At 64.9% G+C, this 17,561-nt stretch carries 15 protein-coding genes; 1 reads left to right on the top strand and 14 read right to left on the bottom strand.

The features are described from left to right. Nucleotides 1-205: 205 nt before the first annotated feature. From C2847_RS02615 to C2847_RS02565, 11 genes are all read right to left on the bottom strand, one after another. A complete protein-coding gene (locus C2847_RS02615) occupies nt 206-1,705 on the bottom strand; it encodes an ATP-binding protein (RefSeq protein WP_244187335.1) in 1,500 nt (499 codons plus the stop codon). A 119-nt stretch (nt 1,706-1,824) separates the two neighbouring features. Further along, nucleotides 1,825-2,877, bottom strand: coding sequence for a protease complex subunit PrcB family protein (locus C2847_RS02610; protein ID WP_105316938.1), 1,053 nt, complete (start codon nt 2,875-2,877; stop codon nt 1,825-1,827). A 54-nt stretch (nt 2,878-2,931) separates the two neighbouring features. After that, entirely contained in the window at nt 2,932-3,780 is an 849-nt protein-coding gene (locus C2847_RS02605) for an ABC transporter permease (RefSeq protein WP_105316937.1), read from the bottom strand. A 4-nt stretch (nt 3,781-3,784) separates the two neighbouring features. Then, nucleotides 3,785-4,795 (bottom strand): ABC transporter permease, encoded by a 1,011-nt coding sequence (locus C2847_RS02600; RefSeq protein WP_105316936.1) that lies wholly within the window; start codon nt 4,793-4,795, stop codon nt 3,785-3,787. A gap of 53 nt (nt 4,796-4,848) precedes the next feature. After that, nucleotides 4,849-6,432: an ABC transporter substrate-binding protein gene (locus C2847_RS02595; protein WP_105316935.1), complete on the bottom strand. Its 1,584-nt coding sequence runs from the start codon at nt 6,430-6,432 to the stop codon at nt 4,849-4,851. A gap of 94 nt (nt 6,433-6,526) precedes the next feature. Continuing rightward, nucleotides 6,527-7,240, bottom strand: a complete 714-nt coding sequence (locus C2847_RS02590) for an ABC transporter ATP-binding protein (protein WP_105316934.1) — start codon at nt 7,238-7,240, stop codon at nt 6,527-6,529. Beyond that, nucleotides 7,237-8,016 carry an ABC transporter ATP-binding protein gene (locus C2847_RS02585; RefSeq protein ID WP_105316933.1) on the bottom strand — a complete coding sequence of 260 codons (780 nt, stop codon included), beginning with the start codon at nt 8,014-8,016 and terminating at the stop codon, nt 7,237-7,239. Before C2847_RS02585 ends, C2847_RS02590 begins: the two co-directional genes overlap by 4 nt. Continuing rightward, nucleotides 8,013-9,341 (bottom strand): branched-chain amino acid ABC transporter permease, encoded by a 1,329-nt coding sequence (locus tag C2847_RS02580; protein WP_105316932.1) that lies wholly within the window; start codon nt 9,339-9,341, stop codon nt 8,013-8,015. The genes C2847_RS02585 and C2847_RS02580 overlap by 4 nt, the downstream gene beginning before the upstream one ends. Beyond that, the gene (locus tag C2847_RS02575) at nt 9,338-10,306 is read right to left on the bottom strand and encodes a branched-chain amino acid ABC transporter permease (protein ID WP_105316931.1); all 969 of its coding nucleotides are present in this window, start codon (nt 10,304-10,306) and stop codon (nt 9,338-9,340) included. The genes C2847_RS02580 and C2847_RS02575 overlap by 4 nt, the downstream gene beginning before the upstream one ends. Nucleotides 10,307-10,371: 65 nt before the next feature. Then, nucleotides 10,372-11,544 carry a branched-chain amino acid ABC transporter substrate-binding protein gene (locus C2847_RS02570; RefSeq protein ID WP_105316930.1) on the bottom strand — a complete coding sequence of 391 codons (1,173 nt, stop codon included), beginning with the start codon at nt 11,542-11,544 and terminating at the stop codon, nt 10,372-10,374. 145 nt (nt 11,545-11,689) lie between these two features. After that, nucleotides 11,690-13,030 carry a glutamine synthetase family protein gene (locus C2847_RS02565; RefSeq protein ID WP_105316929.1) on the bottom strand — a complete coding sequence of 447 codons (1,341 nt, stop codon included), beginning with the start codon at nt 13,028-13,030 and terminating at the stop codon, nt 11,690-11,692. Nucleotides 13,031-13,218: 188 nt separating this feature from the next. Here C2847_RS02565 and C2847_RS02560 point away from each other — a divergent pair, with 188 nt between their 5' ends. Further along, a complete protein-coding gene (locus C2847_RS02560) occupies nt 13,219-14,877 on the top strand; it encodes a bifunctional metallophosphatase/5'-nucleotidase (RefSeq protein ID WP_105316928.1) in 1,659 nt (552 codons plus the stop codon). A 71-nt stretch (nt 14,878-14,948) separates the two neighbouring features. On the opposite strand, the gene C2847_RS02555 is transcribed toward C2847_RS02560, so the two are convergent. The 3 genes from C2847_RS02555 to C2847_RS02545 all read right to left on the bottom strand — a co-directional run bounded on the left by C2847_RS02555 (nt 14,949) and on the right by C2847_RS02545 (nt 17,389). Further along, complete coding sequence (locus C2847_RS02555) at nt 14,949-15,389, bottom strand: MOSC domain-containing protein (RefSeq protein WP_105316927.1); 441 nt, start codon at nt 15,387-15,389, stop codon at nt 14,949-14,951. Next, complete coding sequence (locus C2847_RS02550; RefSeq protein WP_105316926.1) at nt 15,386-16,078, bottom strand: c-type cytochrome; 693 nt, start codon at nt 16,076-16,078, stop codon at nt 15,386-15,388. Before C2847_RS02550 ends, C2847_RS02555 begins: the two co-directional genes overlap by 4 nt. Before the next feature lie 87 nt (nt 16,079-16,165). Beyond that, entirely contained in the window at nt 16,166-17,389 is a 1,224-nt protein-coding gene (locus tag C2847_RS02545) for a sulfite oxidase (RefSeq protein WP_105316925.1), read from the bottom strand. Between the last annotated feature and the right edge of the window lie 172 nt (nt 17,390-17,561).

Raw genomic sequence — 17,561 nt, 5'->3', positions numbered from 1 at the left:
CCCTTTTCAAGTGGTCCCCTGGCGCATGGGTATGCGGGGGGTGGATAAGTGCAAGTTTTGAGCTAGGGTACTTTGTGAGTACATGGGTTCGTGAATATGTGGCTTGTCCTGAAAAAGTTGCTTCTCCTGGGCTTCGTATTAGGAGAATGGGGAGTAGTTCCCCACTGCCAGGGTCCCTCTGCCCTTGGGTCCGGGTCTTTAGCCCCTAAAGCCCCCACTCCCGTCTGAGCCGCTCTACCCGGGCCAGGACCGCGGGGTGCCGGGGGTCCAAGGGGGAAAGGCGCTCCAGGAGGGCCTCCCAGAGTTCCAGGTCATCCCTAAGCCGCTCTGCCAAAGCGTAGAGGGCCTCGAGGCTTCCCTGGCTGAGGGCCGCCTTCCGCAGGCTTGCCTCCAGCTCCCACCGCAACTCCTCCACCCCCGGGGCCTGGCTGTTAGGCAGGAGGGGGCCCCGGTAGAGGCGGAGGGCGCGGGAAAGGTTTCCCTGGTGCAGGGCCTCCTTGACCTCCAGGAAGTCCGCCTTTAAGGGGGAAAGCAAGCGGTAGGGGCGGCTTCCCACCACCAGGCCCCGCTCCCGCAGGCGGTGGAGCTCCATGCGCAGGGCGGGGGTGTTCCCGTCCCCGTAGAGGGCTTGGGCCAGGGCCTCCCCGCTCCACCCCTCGGGCCGGGCCAGGAGGAGGACCAGAAGCTCCGCCTGCCGCAGGGGAAGGGGCCTCCCGAAGAGCCTGGCCTCTCCCAGGGTCAGGAGGTGGGGGTCGGGGCTCGCCCTGGAGGTGGGCCAGAGGAGCCACCCTCCCCTCCCGGAAACCTCCCCCAGGGAAGAGGGCTCCTCCCCCAGGAAGAGGCGGGCCCGGAAGACCTCCTCTCCGGTGCCTTCCCTTTCCAGCAAAGGGAGGAGCTCCCTCACCCCCTGGCTATCCTCCCGCACCAGGGCCTCCCCGAGGAGGAGCAGGGCCCTGGGATAGGGGTCTTGGGCCCAGGGCCGGGCGGCTTGCAGGAGGGGAAGGGCTCCTTGGCCCAAGAGGCGCACCCCTGCGGGGGCCAGATAGGGGAGGGCTGCGGGGGGCGCTTCCTCCAGGGCTTTCTGCCAGTAGGCCCGGGCGGCCCTTTCCTCCCCCTGGAGGAGGCGGAGGTGGGCCACGAGAAAGCGGGCGTAGAGGCCGGGCCCCGGCTCCAGGGCCAAGGGCTCCACCTCCCGGAGGAGGTCGGGGAGGGATGGCTCCTCTTCGGCCAGGAGGGTGAGCCAGGCCCACTCCAGGGTGGTAAAAGCCCCCGGGGCCTTGAGGCGGGCCAGGGCGGCGTGGGCCAAGGCCTCCCGCAGGCGGCCTAGGCGCCGTTTCGTGCGGGCCAGGGCCAGGGTGAGTAGGCCTTGGTCCTTAGGGCTTTGGGTGCGGTGGAGGGCCTCCTCCAGGGCCACCACCCCTTCCCGCGGGGGCAAGGCGAGGCCCAGATGGTAGAGGGTAAGGAAGGTCTGGGCCCTCCTGGCGGCCTCGAGGGCGAGCCTCCGGTACCCCTGGAGGTCCCCCCGGCGGGCCCTGGCGAAGCCCAAGAGGGCCAGGCGCTCGGCCTCCTCAGGGCCCTTTCCCTTCCAGGCCTTTAGGAGGGCCTCCGCTTCCCCCTCCCGCCCCGCCTCCAGGAGGGCCCGGGCCTGGGCCAGGGGAGCTTCCTTCCCCCAAGGGGCCAGGGTGCCCAGGCTTTCCCCTTCCACGGAAGCAGTATATAAGTACCCGCACGCAAAGCTCGCCCCCTCGGCCAAAGCCAAAGCGGCTTGTTCATGGCCTCTTTGGGGCCACCGTAGTGGCGCAAGCCACGACGGGGTACTTAGCCTCACTCCCTGGCCTCCGCCAGCACCCGCCCCGAGGGGTCGGCGAAGACCACCCGGTTCACCCTTTCCAGCTCCAAAAGCACGTAGGGGCTGGTGAGGGCCTGGGTGACGATGGCCCCGGGCCTCGGGCTTTGCAGGTTCAGGACCACCCGCGCGGTCCCAGCCGCGTAGGTCACTCCCACCACGCTCAGGCTGTACCCTCCGGTGGGCTTCAGGCCCCAGAAGAAGGCGGCCACGCTCCTGGTGCGGAAGTCCACGGTGGGGGCAGGGGGACGGGGGAGGCGGTTTCCCACAGCCAGGTTCCACACCTCGGCGAAGCGGGTGGGGTTGTTGGCCAAGTAGGCCTTGGCCTCCGTTTCCCCGTAGGCGGCGTTGGCGCCTTGGTCCAGGATGCGGTAGGTGGGAGGGGGTGGGGTCACCACCTCCACTCTAAGCCCGTACTGCACCTGCAGGGCCCCCACCCGGTAGCCGTCGGGGATGGGCTCCAAGGCCAGGGGCTTCAGGACGGGCTCGGAAAGCTCAAACAGCACCACTTGCCTCCCCCCCCGCCGGGCCAGGACCTCCCGGAGGAGCACCTGGGTTTCCGCAGAGGTGAAGGCGTAGAAGTCCGGGGTCAAGTAGCCCGTGGGCTGGACCAGGGCGCGGCGTTCCCCTTCCCGTAGGCTTCCCGTGAGCCTCACCCAACCCACCCCGTCGTAGAGCCAGGTAGCCCGGAGGGTGGCCTGGGCCCGGACCTCGAGGAGGCTCCCCTGGATTCCCCGCACCGCCTCGGCCAGGGGTCTTAAGGCCGGTCCCACTTCGCGCAAAACAGGGTTTCCGTCCACCCAAAGCGCTCCCGGCACCGCCCAGAGGCTTTCTCCAGCGGCTTTTTCCAGGCGCAGGGTTTTCTCCCCCAGCCGCACCTCCCGGGGCTCCCCGTAGAAGTAGGTCCAGCGCTCCCTGGCCTCGGGGAAGAGGAGCTGGGCCTCGGCTACCCGGTAACCCGTGCCTTCCAAAAGCTCGCAAGCGCTCAGGAGAGGAAGGAGCAAGAGGGGAAAGAGGAGGCCTTTTCTCATGGTTCCATGATACCCCTTTGGGACCTGCCCCCTTCTTAAGGCCACCTTTAGCCTTCACCGGCTTCTCGGGTCCAGGGCGTCCCTGAGTCCATCCCCCAGGAGGTTGAAGGCCAAAACGGTGAGCATGATGAAAAGCCCCGGGAAGATCATGGTCCAGGGGGCGTTTATGGCGTAGCCTCCCTTGAAGCTGTCGGCGATCATGGCCCCCCATTCGGGAGCAGGGGGCTGGGCCCCAAGGCCTAGGAAGCCCAAGGCAGCGGCCTCGAGGGTGGCGGTGCCGATGGACAAGGTGGCCTGCACCACCAGGGGGGCCAGGGTACCCGGGAGGATGTGGCGGAAGAGGATCCGCCCATTCCCCGCTCCCAGGGCGATGGCCGCCTGCACGAAGTCCAGCTCCCTTAAGGAGAGGACCATGGAGCGGGCCAGGCGGATGTAGACGGGCACCTGCACGATGCCGATGGCCAGCATGGCGTTTTGCAGGCTGGGGCCGGAAACCGCCACGATGGCGATGGCCAAAAGGGTTCCGGGAAAAGCCAGGAGCAGGTCGGCCAGCCAGCCTACGAGAAGCTCGGTCCTTCCCCGGTAGAACCCGGCCAAGAGGCCCAGGAGGGTACCCAGGAAAAGGCCGATGCTCACCGAGATCACGCCCACCTGCAAGGAGATGCGGCTACCGTGGAGGACCCGGGTGAAGACGTCCCGCCCCAGGTGGTCGGTGCCGAAGGGGTGTTCCAGGGTGGGGGGCTTGAGCCGGTTCAGGTAGTCCCGGTCCGTGGTGGGGTCATAGGGCTTCAGCAAGGGGATGAACAGGGCCAGGAGGACCAGGAAGAGGGTCAGGACCAGGCCCACCTTGCCGGAGGGGGATTTGAGAAAGCGCCTTAGGGCTTGACGGGTGGGGGTTTCCATGGGTTCACCTGTACTGGATGCGGGGGTCCAAAAGGGCATACGAGAGGTCCACCAGGAGGTTCACCAGGACGAAGACCGTGGCCACCACCAGCACCCCAGCCTGGACCACGGGGTAGTCGCGGTTGAGGATGCCCTCGTAGATGTAGGAGCCGATGCCCGGCCAGGAGAAGATGGTCTCGGTGAGGATGGCCCCGCCCAAAAGGGTGCCGAACTGGAGGCCGACGATGGTGACCACGGGCAGGAGGGCGTTCTTAAGGGCATGCTTTAGGATCACCTGCCGTTCCGCCAAACCCTTGGCCCTGGCGGTGCGCACGTAATCCTGGGAGAGCACCTCCAGCATGGCGCTACGGGTGATGCGGGTGAGGATGGCCAAGGGGATGGTGCCCAGGGTTAGGGCGGGGAGGATCAGGTGCCTGAGGGCATCCATCAGGACCTCGGGTTTCAGGGCCAGCATTCCGTCCAGGACCAGGAAACCGGTGATGGGCCGGAAATCGATGGCCAAGTCGGTGGAAAGCCTTCCCCCCGTGGGCAGCCAGTGCAGGTTCACCGCGAAGAGGTAGACCAGGAGGAGGCCCAGCCAGAAGACCGGCATGGACACCCCCACCAGGGAGAGGCTCATGGAAAGCGTGTCCAAAAGGCTGTTTTTCCTCACCGCCGCCAGGATGCCCACGGGGATTCCAAAGACCACCGCCACCAAGGTGGCCGCCAGGGCTAGCTCAAAGGTGGCGGGCCAGCGCCTTTTCAGCTCCTCAGCCACGGGGATGGTGGACACGGCGCTGGTGCCCAGGTCCCCGGTGAGGATGTTTCTCACGAAGGTGAGGTATTGGACGTATAGGGGCTTGTTGAGCCCGAGCTTTTCCCGAAGGGCGGCAAGCTGCTCCGGGGTGCCCCGCTCCCCCAGGATGGCCTGGGCAGGGTCGCCGGGGATGAGCTGCAGGAACAGGAAGACCAAAAGGGTGATCCCGAAGAGGACGGGAACCAGGCCCAGCAGGCGTCGCAAAACGTAGCTCCACATTTGTCCGCCTCAAAAAGCCCGGACCCCCCGCAGGGGGTCCGGGGCGGAAGCGCTTAGCGCTTCTCTATGCTCTCAAAGGACTCGGAGCCCAAGGGGCTCGGCACCCAGCCGGAGATGTTCTTGCGCTTGGCCAGGAGGGGCTGGGAGTGGACGATGGGGATGCGCAGGGCCAGGTTGAAGGTGATCTCGTCCGCCTGCTGGTAGAGGCGCTTGCGCTCCTCGAGGTTCGGCGTGGTGGCAGCCTTGGTGAGGATGTCGCCCAGCTCCTTCACGCAAAGGGGCTTGCCTGCGCCGTCGAAGAGGTCGGCGATGGGGCAGGCGAAGTGGGGGTCGAAGAAGTTCTGGGGATCGCCGTAGTCCCCGGTCCAGCCCAGCATGTAGGCCTGGAAGCCCGGGGCCTTCTTCCGGTCCGCCAGGTAGCTGGCCCAGTCCTTGGTCTGGAGCTTCACCCGGATACCGATGGCGGAAAGGTCGGCGGCCATGGCCTCGGCGATCTCCTTGGGGGTGGGGAAGTAGGGGCGGGAGACGGGCATGTACCAGAGCTCCAGGTCAAACCCGTTGGGGTAGCCCGCCTCGGCCAGAAGAGCCTTGGCCTTCTGCGGGTTGAACTCGTAGTCCGTGACCTTAGAGGATTGGAAGGCCTTCATGGAGGGCGGGGTGAAGTGGCCGTCGGTGACGCCCAGCTTGCCCCAGAAGGCCTGGACGATGGCCTTCTTGTTGATGGTCATGGCGATGGCCTGCCGCACCCTGGGGTCGGAGAGGGGTTTGTGGGCGGGGTTCAGGGCCAAATAGCCCACGTTGAAGGAGGGGCGGAAGACCGCGGCCAGGTTCTTGTCGGCCTCGAGGTCCTTCAGGTTGGCGGGCGGGATGTCGGTGGTGAAGTCGATGGTTCCCGCCTTAAGGGCCGCCAGGCGCGCGGCGGGGTCCTTGATGACCCGGAAGACCACCCGGTCCACCTTGGGGAAGCCCTTCTTCCAGTAGGTGGGGTTCTTTTCCAGGACCACCTGCTCCCCGGGGCGCCACTCCACCAGGCGGAAAGGCCCGGTGCCCACGGCGCTTCCCGTAGGGGAGCCGTACTTGGCCCCATCCTTCTTGATGGCGGCGGGGCTGGCGATGCCGAAGTAGCCCGAGCCGATGGCGGCAGGGAAGGCGGGGAAGGGCTGGTTAAGGACGAAGCGGATGGTGTACTTGTCCACCACCTGGATTTCCTTCAGGATGGAGCCGGGATCCCCCTTGAAGCCCCCAAAGAGCTCCGGCCAGATCTCGTACCGGGCGGCGGCGTCGATGCGGGTGGGGTTCTTGGGGTCCCACCAGCGCTCGATGTTGAACTTGACGGCCTCCGCATCCAGCTCGGTGCCGTCCTGGAACTTGACCCCTTGGCGCAGGCGGAAGGTCCAGACCTTGCCGTCTTGGGAGCTAAACCAGCTGGTGGCCAGCCCAGCGGTCACCTCGGTGGAGCCGGGCTTAAAGTCCACCAGGGTGTCGTAGATCTGCCGTTGCACGTAGATGGAGATGCCGTCGGTGATGTTGCCGGGCTCGAGGCTCACCGGCTCCCCGTTGGAGCCGAAGACCAGGGTCTTTTGGGCAAGCCCCAGGCCTAGGGCGACCACAAGACCGAGAAGGATTTTCCTCTTCATAGTACTCCTTTCTGGGGTATTCCCCTTTGATCCAGGCCAAGTATAAAGCGCTCCCATGAGGGAGCGCAAGCCCGGGTATAAGGAGGGGTCCAGGCTATCCCTCCCCCAGGTAGGCCTTCTGCACCTCGGGGTTTTGCGCCAGGTCGCGGGCCGGGCCTTCCAGGGTGATCTCCCCCGTGGCCAAGACGTAGCCCCGGTGGGCGATCTGCAGGGCCAGGCGGGCGTTTTGCTCCACCAAGAGGATGGTCTTGCCCTCCCGGTTCAGCTTCTGGATGGTTTCAAAGATGAAATCCACCAGCACCGGGGCCAAGCCCATGGAAGGCTCGTCCATGAGGAGGATCCTGGGGTTTTGCATCAGGGCCCGGCCGATGGCCAGCATCTGCTGCTCCCCGCCCGACAGGGTGCCCCCCTTCTGCGCCCGGCGCTCGTAGAGGCGGGGAAAGAGGCTGAAGACCTCCTCCTTGCGCTTCTGCACCACCTTGCGGTCGTTTTCCAGGTAGGCGCCGATCTCCAGGTTCTCCTCCACGGTGAGGCGGGGGAAGATCTTCCGCCCCTCGGGCACGTGGCCTACCCCCAGGGCCACGATCTGGTGGGCGGGGAGGCGGTGGATGGGTCTGCCCTGGAAGAGGACCTCCCCCTGCCGGGGCTTGACCAGGCCGCTGATGGTGCGCAGGGTGGTGCTCTTGCCCGCCCCGTTGGAGCCGATGAGGGTCACGATCTCCCCCTCCTCCACCCTTAAGGAGATGCCCTTGAGGGCGTGGATGTGGCCGTAGTAGGTGTGGACGTCCCTAAGTTCCAGAAGGCTCATGCCGCACCTCCCGCAGCCCCCTTGCCCAGGTAGGCCTCGATGACCCGGGGGTTGGTACGCACCTCTTCCGGGGAACCCTCGGCGATCTTGGAGCCGTACTCCAAGACGGCGATGCGGTCGGAGATGCGCATGACGAGGCGCATGTCGTGCTCGATGAGGACGATGGTGATGCCGAGCTCGTCCCTGAGCTTCTGGATGAAGGCCTGGAGTTCCTCCGTTTCCTTAGGGTTCATGCCCGCGGCGGGCTCGTCCAGGAGGAGGAGCCTGGGTTTTAGGGCCAGGGCCCGGGCGATCTCCAGCTTTCGTTGTTCCCCATAGGGCAGGTTCTTGGCCAGCTCGTCCTTGCGGTGGAGGAGGCTCACGTACTCCAATAGCCTCTTGGCCTCCTCCTCGGCCCTTTTTTCCTCCCTCCGGGCCAGGGGGGTGCGGAATACCGCATGGAAGTAGGGGACGTGGATGTGGATGTGCATGCCCACCAGGAGGTTTTCCAGCACGGTCATGGCCCCGAAGAGGCGGATGTTCTGGAAGGTGCGCCCTACCCCTTCCTTGGCGATCCGGTCCGGGGGTAGGCCGGTCACATCCTTCCCGAATAGGAGGATCCTTCCCTCATCGGGAGGGTAGATGCCGGTTAGGAGGTTGAAGAAGGTGGTCTTGCCTGCTCCGTTGGGGCCGATGACGGAGAAGATCTCCCCCTGGTTCACGCTGAGGCTCACGTCGTTCACCGCCACCAGACCGCCAAAGCGCTTGGTGGCTTGGGTGACCTCGAGGGCCTTCATGCTTCCTCCATCTCTGCCCGGTGCCGCTTCTCAGGGATGAGGCCTTCCGGGCGGAAGATCATCATCAGCACCAGGATAAGGCCGAAGACCAGCCGCTCGTACTTGGCGGGATCCACCTGGTTGGGGATCTGGGGCAGGCTGATGCGCACGAACTCGCTGAAGGTTTTGAGCACGTCCAGGTTGAGGATGGTGAGGGCCGCAGCGCCCAGGATGGCCCCGGGGATGGATCCCATCCCTCCCAGGATCACCATGCCCAGGATGGTGATGGAGGCTAAGAGGGTGAAGGACTCGGGGGATACGAAGGTGCGCTGGGCGGCGAAGATCACCCCCATTACCCCGGAGAAGGCGGCCCCGGTCATGAAGGCCAGGAGCTTGGTGGGTAGGAGGGGGATGCCCATGGAGCGAGCGGCCACCTCGTCCTCGCGGATGGCCACCCAGGCCCGGCCGAAGCGGGAGTTGGCCAGGTTTACGTTCACCAGCACCACCAGCCCGATCATGAGGAGGACCAGGAAGTAGAAGAAGAGCTGGTAATCCGTGGTCCGGTCCAGGTGCACCCCCAGGGTGGCCATCAGCTGCCGGAACCAGTCGATGGGGGGGCGTTGCACGGGGGTGATCCCCTGGGGGCCATTGGTAAAGTTGATGGGGTGGTCCAGGTTGTTAGCGAGGATCCGCACCACCTCCCCCAGGCCCAGGGTGACGATGGCCAGGTAATCCCCGCGAAGCCTAAGGGCGGGAAGGCCGATGAGAAGACCCGTAAGCGCCGTGGTGACGATGGCGATGCCCATGAAGAGGTACATGTACTCCCCGGGTAGGGGGAAGTTTCCCTGAAGGAAGTTCTTGGCCTGCTCGCTGCCGAAGATGGCCCAGGTGTAGGCCCCCACGGCGAAGAAAGCGGCGTAGCCCAGGTCCAGAAGCCCCGCCATCCCCACCACCACGTTGAGCCCCAGGGCCATGGCGGCGTAGATGCCGATCTGGATGCCGAGCTCAAAGACGAAGGTGTTGGCGAAGCCCGCCAGGGGCACGGAAAGGAGGAGGATGGCCAGGGCCAGGAGTACGCGGATTCCCGTGGGGATGCGGGGCAGGGTGGTGAGGGCCACCAGGATGCCCACCAGGCCGATGAGGCCCAGGGTGTTCCCCGAGCGCATGAGGCCCACGGTGAAGGCCAGGGTGAGAAGGGCCAGGCTCAGGGTCCGCCAGGTGGGGGAAAGCCTCAGGAAAGCGGTAACCCCTAAGGCCGCCAGGCCGAAGAGGTGGCTTACCGGGCTTGGAGCCAGGAAGGCGAGGCCTAGGTAGGCCAGGCTGAGAAGGGAGGAGAGGGCGTTCATACTTTCTCCTTGACCACCTGTCCCAGAAGGCCTTGGGGCCTGACCAGAAGGATGAAGATCAGGATGAGGAAGGCCACCACGTCCTTATACTCGGTGCCGAAGTTGCCGTTCGTGAGGATGGGAAGGTAGGTGCCGAAGAAGTTTTCCAGCTGCCCCAGCACGAGCCCGCCCAGCATGGCCCCCGGGATGTTGCCGATACCCCCCAGCACCGCTGCGGTGAAGGCCTTGATGCCGGGCAGGAACCCCACATAGGGGGTGATGGTGGTGTATTGCAGAGCGAAGAGCACCCCGGCCACACCCCCCAAGGATCCCCCGATGAGGAAGGTGCGGGAGATGATGCGGTCCGGGTCTATGCCCATGAGGCTTGCGGTGTGGAGGTCCTGGGCCACGGCGCGGATGGCCACTCCCAGCTTGGTGCGGTTCACCAGGTAGGTGAGGCCCACCAGCATGAGGATGGAAACCCCCATGAGGATGAAGGACTTGGTCTGGGCGAAGATGGCCCCCCCGAAGAGGCTTACCGAGCCCTCGAGGTCCTCCACGGTGCGCATGCGTAGGAAGAACTCGTTGTGCCAAAGGCCCTCGATGAGGCGCACCAGGTCCTGGAGGATGAAGGAAACCCCGATGGCGGTGATGAGGGGTACCAGGCGGTTGGTGGTGCCTCGGGCCCGCAAGGGGCGGTAGGCGAAGCGCTCCACCAGGATGGCGGTGATCCCTGCCACCACCCCGCCCAGGATTAGGGCGAGGAGGAGGAGCAGGAAGCCGCTTTCCACCTGGGGGGCCAAGTAGCGGAAGACCTCCACCCCTACCACCGCTCCAATCATGAAGATCTCGGAGTGGGCGAAGTTGATGAGCTCCAAGACGCCATAGACCATGGTGTACCCCAGGGCCACCATGGCGTAGACGAAGCCCAGGATGAACCCGTCGAAGATCACCTGGGGCAGTAGGGCTAGGATTTGCTCCAGCAAGGTGCCTCCTTTCTCCGGGCCAAGGGGGTGGCCTGAAGGCCACCCCCTTGGGTTGGAGTCCCAGTTTACTTGGCCCCTGGAGCGGCCATCTCGATGACGCGGATCAGCTTGTTGTCAGCCCAGTTGCCGGTGGAGGCCACCTGCATGACGAAGTACTTGGCCTTTTTGTTGTCGCCCTTGTCGTCAAACTCGATGGTGCCGGTGAGGCCCTCCATCTTCACCTGGCGCACCGCTTGAGCCACCTGCTCCCGGGTGGGCTTCTTGTTGCCCGCGGCCTTGATGGCATTTTCCAGAGCGGTCAAGATCACGTTGGCGGCGTCGTAGGCGTAGATGCCGAAGCCCTCCATGTCCTTGCCGTACTTCTGCTTGAAGCGCTGGGCCACGGCCCTGGCCTTGGGGAAGGCGGAAACCGGGCCGGCCACCGTGGTGTAGAAGGTGCCTGCGGCGTTCTCCTTACCCGCCAGGCGGACGAACTCGCTGGAGTCCAACCCGTCCCCGCCCATGAGCCGGGTCTTGACCCCCCGTTCGCGAAGCTGCTTCACAAAGGGGCCGATCTGGCTGTAGATGCCCCCGAAGTAGATGAGCTCGGGCACGGGCCGGGCCGCCCGGATCTGGTTGATAATGGGCACGAAGTTGGAGGTCTCCTCGGTGCCCACGAAGGCCACCGCCTTGCCACCCAGGGCCTCGAGGCGCTTCTTGAACTCCTCCGCCAGGCCCTGGCCGTAGGCGGTTTTGTCGTGGATGATGAAGACGTTCTTCACCTTCAGGTTGTTGAAGGCGTACTCCGCCCCCACAGGCCCCTGGACGTCGTCACGCCCGCAGATGCGGTTCACGTTGGGGAGTTTGCGGTCGGTGACCCGGGGGTTGGTGTTGGCGGGGGAGACCATGACCAGGTTCACCCTGGCGTACACCTCGCTGGAGGGGATGGCCACGCCGGAGTTCAGGTGGCCCACCACCCCCAGGATGTCGGGGTCGTTGATGATGCGGTTGGCGTTGGCCACGCCCACGTCGGGGTTAGCCTGGTCGTCGTAGGGCACCAGGACCAGATCAAAGCCCAGGGCCTTGAACTTGGCCTTGGCCTCCTCGATGGCCAGCTCCGCCCCCAGCTTGATCTGCTCCCCCAAGGCCGCCTGGGGGCCGGAGAGGGGGGACTGGGTGGCGATCTTGATGACGTTGGCCTGGCCCAGGGCCATGCCCAGGGCGGCTACACCTGCTACCAAAAAGCCGATTTTCCTCATAAGCACCTCCTTAAGCGCACGCGTTCACGTTGCGGCCCCATTCTAAGGGGGGGGTACCGGTTCTTGTCAATGCCCCCTCGTAAGTTTATGCCTGACCCATGGGTCAACCCCTCCCCCCGAAGGGGGAGGGACGCCATACCCACCCTCAGTACGTGGCCAGGTACTGGTCCAGCTCCCACTGGTGGACCGTGACCCGGTAGTCGTCCCACTCCATCTGCTTGGCCTGGAGGAAGTGGGTATACACGTGTTCGCCGAGGGCCTCGCGGATCACCGGGTCTTTCCTGAGGGCCTCGAGGGCCTCCCTTAGGGTTCCCGGGAGCTCGCGGATCTTGTGCTTGCGCCGTTCCCGCACGCTCATCTGGTAGATGTTGCGCTGGATGGGGGGCGGGGGGAGGAGCTTTCGCTCGATCCCATCCGCTGCCGCTGCAGCCATGACTGCCAGGGCCAGGTAGGGGTTGGAGGAGGGATCGGGCATCCGGAGCTCGGCCCGGGTGCCCACGCCCCGGCGGGCGGGGATGCGGATCATGGCGGAGCGGTTGGCTGCCGACCAGGCGATGTTGGTGGGGGCTTCGTACCCGGGGGTGAGGCGCTTGTAGGAGTTCACCAAGGGGTTGGTGATGGCCACCATGCCCTCCGCGTGTTCCAGAAGCCCAGCGATGAAGTGCAACGCCGTCTGGGAAAGCTGGTACTCGGCCTCGGGGTCAAAGAAGGCGTTCTCCCCGTTCTTGAAGAGGGAAAGGTGGGTGTGCATGCCGCTGCCGTTGATGCCCCGGATGGGCTTAGGGAGGAAGGTGGCGTGGAGGCCGTGGTTTAGGGCCACCTTCTTCACCACCCACTTGAAGGTGGCGATGTTGTCGGCGGTGGTGAGGGCATCGGCGTACTTGAAGTCGATCTCGTGCTGACCCGGGGCCACCTCGTGGTGGGAGGCCTCGATCTCAAAACCCATGGCCACCAGGACATTCACCATGTCCCGCCGGGCCTCCTCCCCCTTGTCGATGGGGGCCAGGTCGAAGTAGCCCGCCCGGTCGTGGGTTTCCACGGTGGGAAGGCCCTCGAGGGTCCTGAGGAAGAGGAAGAACTCCGGTTCGGGGCCCGCATACATGTTGTCAAAGCCAAGCTTTTGCAACCGTTCCACTTGGCGCTTCAGCACGTACCGGGGGTCCCCCTCGAAGGGACGGCCGTCGGGGTAGGTCACATCGCAGATGAGCCGGGCCACCCGGCCACGGGCGGGGTCTTCCAGGCCATCGGGGAGGATGACGAAGGTGTTGTAGTCAGGCTTGAGGAGCATGTCAGACTCCTCGATGCGGGTGAAGCCCTCGATGGAGGAGCCGTCGAACATGATCTCCCCGTCCAGGGCCTTCTCAAACTGGGACTCAGGGACCTCCACGTTCTTCACCACGCCCAGGATGTCGGTGATCTGGAGCCTGAGGAACCTGACCTTCTCCTCTCGGAGCGCCTTGAGGATTTCCGCCTTGGTGTACGCCATTTTTAACCTCCTTGACCTGCCGAGGTTGCGGATTCGCCCCTTTCCCCCCAGCAGATTGCGCAAAGTGTACAGCAAAGATATGCACACTGTCAAGTTGGTGCCTGTCACCCGTCAAGGAGGGCCTGGCCTCGAGGTCCTTGACCCTGAGCTGACCCGGCCTTGGGTAGACTGAAGCCTGGAGGTCGGGTATGTATAAGCGGCGCGAGATATTGAAGGCAGGAGCGGCTTTAGGTTTGGCGGGCCTGGGCTTGGGGCGGGCCCAGGGGGGGTTTACCCTCACCCTGGTGCACACCAACGACACCCACGCTCACCTGGAGCCCATGGAGCTCACCCTTTCCGGCAAGAAGGTGAGGGTGGGGGGTGTGGCCCAGCGGATTGCCTTTTTTGACCGGCTGAGGGCGGGCCGGAAGAACCTCCTCTTCTTGGATGCTGGGGACGTCTTCCAGGGCACCCTGTACTTCAACCAGTACCGGGGCCTGGCGGACCGGTACTTCATGCACCGGGCCCTTTACCGGGTGATGGCCCTGGGCAACCACGAGTTTGACCTGGGGCCGGGTCCCCTGGCGGAGTTTTTGAAGGGAGCCCGGTTTAAGGTGGTGTCCGCCAACGTGGGGGTGGAGCGGGAGCCCAGGCTCAAGGGGCTCTTTACCCCCTATGCCGTGGTTTTGGTGGGCGGGGAAAAGGTGGGGGTGATCGGCCTCACCACCCCGGACACCCGGGAGATCGCCAACCCCGGGCCCACCGTGGACTTCCTGGACCCCTACGAGACCGCCCAGAAAGCGGTATACGAGCTCCTGCAAAAGGGAGTGAACAAGATCATCGTCCTCTCCCACCTGGGCTACGCCGAGGACCTGAAGCTGGCCCGGAGGCTCGTGGGGGCCCAGGTGATCGTGGGCGGGCACTCCCACACCCTCTTGGGGAGCTTCCCCCACAAGGAGCTTAACCCGGCGGGCCCCTACCCCACGGTGGTGAAGAACCCCGAGGGCAAGGACGTCTTGGTGGTGCAGGCCTGGGAGTGGGGGAAGGTGGTGGGCCTCTTGGAGGTCACCTTTGACGCCAAGGGGGAGCTCCTTGCCTACAAGGGTGAGCCCTTCCTCATGACCCCTGAGGTGGCCCCTGAGGACTTCTTCGCCAAGGAGGCCCTCCTGGCCTACGCCCAGCCGGTCATGGCCCTGATGGGCCAGGTGATCGCCCAGGCCAAGGTGGACCTCATCGGCGAAAGGGCCATCGTGCGCAAGCGGGAGAGCAACCTGGGCAACCTCATCGCCGACGGCATGGTCTGGAAGACCCGGAATGCCGGGGTGCAGATCGCCCTGCAAAACGGCGGCGGCATCCGGGCCACCATCCCCAAGGGGCCCATCACCGTGGGCAAGGTCTACGAGGTCCTGCCCTTCGGCAACACCCTGGTGGTCATGGACCTGAAGGGCAAGGAGATCAAGGCCGCACTGGAAAACGGCGTGTCCCAGTGGGAGCAGGGGGCGGGCCGCTTCCTCCAGGTTTCCGGCCTGCGCTACGCCTTTGACCTTGCCCGCCCCGCAGGGGACCGGGTGGTGCGGGTGGAGGTGAGGACGGAGAAGGGCTATGTGCCCCTGGACCTCGAGGCCACCTACCGGGTGGCGGTGAACAACTTCATCGCCGCCGGGGGGGACGGCTTCACCGTTTTGAAGGAGGCCCAGGGTTACCGGGTGGACACCGGCTTCAGCGATGCGGAAAGCTTCATGGACTACCTCAAGGAGCTCAAGGAGGTGGAGGCGAGCCTCGAGGGGCGGATTGAGGTGCTGAACGAACCCAAAGGGGAAAAGCCTGCCTACTGGGCTTTTGGACTTCCCATAGGAGTGGGCGTTTAAACCGCTGTGGGCCCACTGGGAAAGCAAATGGGGCCCGGGGAACGCTTCCCCCGGGCCCCCTGGTTTCACGGTTAAACGGCTAAAAGCACCTGGACGGGGTCCCCCACCCGCACCAGCCCCCCCTCGAGGACCCGGGCGTAAAGCCCCCGGCCCCCATAGAGGAGCTTGGGAAGCCTCAGGTCAAACTGGGAAAGGCTGGAGCAGACCGTGCATACGTAGGAGAACTCCAAAAGGGCTTCCCCTACCCTTAGGCGGGTACCTGGGGGGAGGTCGTGGGGGTCGAGATCCAAAAGGAGGTTCTCCCCTAAGGCTCCAAAGGGAAGCTCGATGCCGGCCCCGTTGGCCTTTTCGTAGGAGGGAAGGCCGGCCACCAGGACCGCCCGGTCGGGGTCCTTACCCGCATGCCGGTCCCCTTTGGCCCCGAAGCCGGCCACCAGCTCCAAGACCTCCACCCGGGGCTTGGGTAACCCCGAGCCCAGCCCCAGGTGGAGGGAGACGACCTTCCCGCTCATGGCAGTTTAAGCCCCTGCCGAAGTTTCAGAACCTCCTCTGGGGTAAAGGGCTTGGCCCGGGCCGCCTTCACCTCGTCTGGTGTGAAGGGCCTGAACCCTTGAGGGGCCCCCCAGGCCGCCAGATGGTTGAGGACCAGGGCCAGCTCCTCGTCGGAAAGCCAGGCGAAGCCCGGCATGATGCCCGTGTACTTCTGGCCTTCGATCTGGACTTCCCCTTGCACGCCATAAAGCACGGCCAGGAGGAGATACTCCCGACCGCCTTCCGCCTTGAGCAGGCTTTCCACGTGCCCTTTGAGGGGGGGAAAGGTGGGCGGGTTGCCTTCGCCTTGGGGTCCGTGGCACCCCTGGCAGTTGGCGTAGACCTGGGCTCCGGTCTTTGGGGCGGCGGCCTGGGCTGGCGGCGGGGCAGGTGGGGGTTCGGTGCCCAGGTAGGTGGCCAGGTAGTCCAGGATTACGGCGCGTTCCTCTGGGGTCACCTGCAGGCCCCGCATGACCATCTCGTTGATGACGGCGTCCCAGCGTTCCCGCGAAAGCCGCTCGCGGGCCACGAAGCCGATGTCGTGGCAAGCCTGGCACTTGGCCAGCACCACTTCTTGGCCGGGACCCTCGGGTAGGGTGAACTGGCTCAAGGCCAGGTATCCCGTCAGGCCAAAAGCAGCGATTGTCAAGGTCGGGAGAAGTTTTCTCATGCTGTCACTTTAAGTCTCAGTCCTTGTAAGGTTTGGGGGTGACCCCACACATAGGCCCACGGATTCCCCCAGGGTCTTTCCCAAGCCTCAGGTCACGACGAACTTTACCCGCATCACCCCGCTGTACTCGTAGCCCCTCTCGTTCCAGGCGATGTTGCCGTCCAGGGGCTGGCTGCGGCCTGCAGCGTCCCAGGCCCGGGCCATGATCTCGTGCTCCCCGGGGCGGAGGTAGAGGGTGTTCCGCCAGCGGATCCAGCCGAAGCTCTTTTCCTGGCGTTCCAGTTGGGCTTGGTGCCAGGTGCGGCCGCCGTTGGTGGACACCTCCACGCTCACGATGGGGACGATGCCGTCGTTAAAGGCGACTCCCTCCACCCGCACGTAGGGGCCTTCTACCGTCTGGCCCTCGAGGGGGGCAAAGATGAAGCTGTTGAGGGTGACCAGCCAGTTGGGGCGGGAGTTTTGGAAGGTATAGGGGTAAGTTTTCCCAGGCTCTTGGGGCAGGAAGGGGATGGCGGCGTTGGGAATGGTGGGTACCCGGTAGCGGGGGATCTGTTCCGCGGTGGTGTTCTCAGCCTCAGTAAATTCGATCTTCTCCACCCACTTTACGTTGTTGACCCCGAAGTACCCGGGGAAGACCAGGCGAATGGGGCCTCCATGAACGGCGGGCAGCGGTTCCCCGTTCATGGAGAGGGCCAGAAGGGCATTTTCCAGGGCATGGATGGGCACGGAGCGCACGAACTCTGGGGCGTTGCCCTGACGGCTGGCGTGAGCGGTGATGTAATAGGCCTTTTCTCCCAGCTTGACCCCTTTGGCGGCCAGGAGGTCCTTAAGGCGCACGCCCCGGAAGGTGACGTTGCCCACACCCCCCCGCTTCCAGGGGTTGCCGGAGGCGCGCGGCTGGTAGAGGGAACGGCCGTTGCCCGAGCATTGCAGGACCATAGTGACCTCGTGCTGGGGCAAGGAGAGGAGTTCTTTGGCCTCAAAGCTGAAGGGTTTGTCTACCAGGCCGCCCACCTCCACCTTCCATCCCTCAAGGTTCCCCCCCTCCACGGTGTTGTAGCCAGGAAGGTCCACGTTGTTGCGGATGTAGAGGATTTCCTTGGGGGTGCGCTCGGGGTTGCTCACCAAGAGGTCATAGGGGGTTTCCAGAACAATGGGACGCTGGGAGAGGACAATCATCTTGGGGTTCTTGCCCTTCACCAGCTGGTCAGCGGTGGGAGCTTGCTGGGCCAGCCCCCGCCCCCCTGCGGCCAACAAGGCAGCTCCCATGCCCATGAGCTTCAACGTGGTGCGCCGGTTTAACTTCTCCATCCTGCTCCTCCTCGTTGGGAAATCTTGGACTTTTGTCCCTTGCGATTTGAGCCCTATACTAAGGGCTACACCTTACCCATGTCAAGTTCGGGTAGGGCCTGATTTATTGCGATATGGATGGGTATATTTGGTGTAGCTTATACGGGGGTATACGGGAGAATTATGATAGGGG

This window comes from Thermus tenuipuniceus, assembly GCF_002964845.1.
Taxonomy (GTDB): Bacteria; Deinococcota; Deinococci; order Deinococcales; family Thermaceae; genus Thermus; species Thermus tenuipuniceus.
The sequence above is the reverse complement of the archived record's forward strand: the minus strand, read 5'-3'. Positions and strand labels throughout refer to the sequence as shown.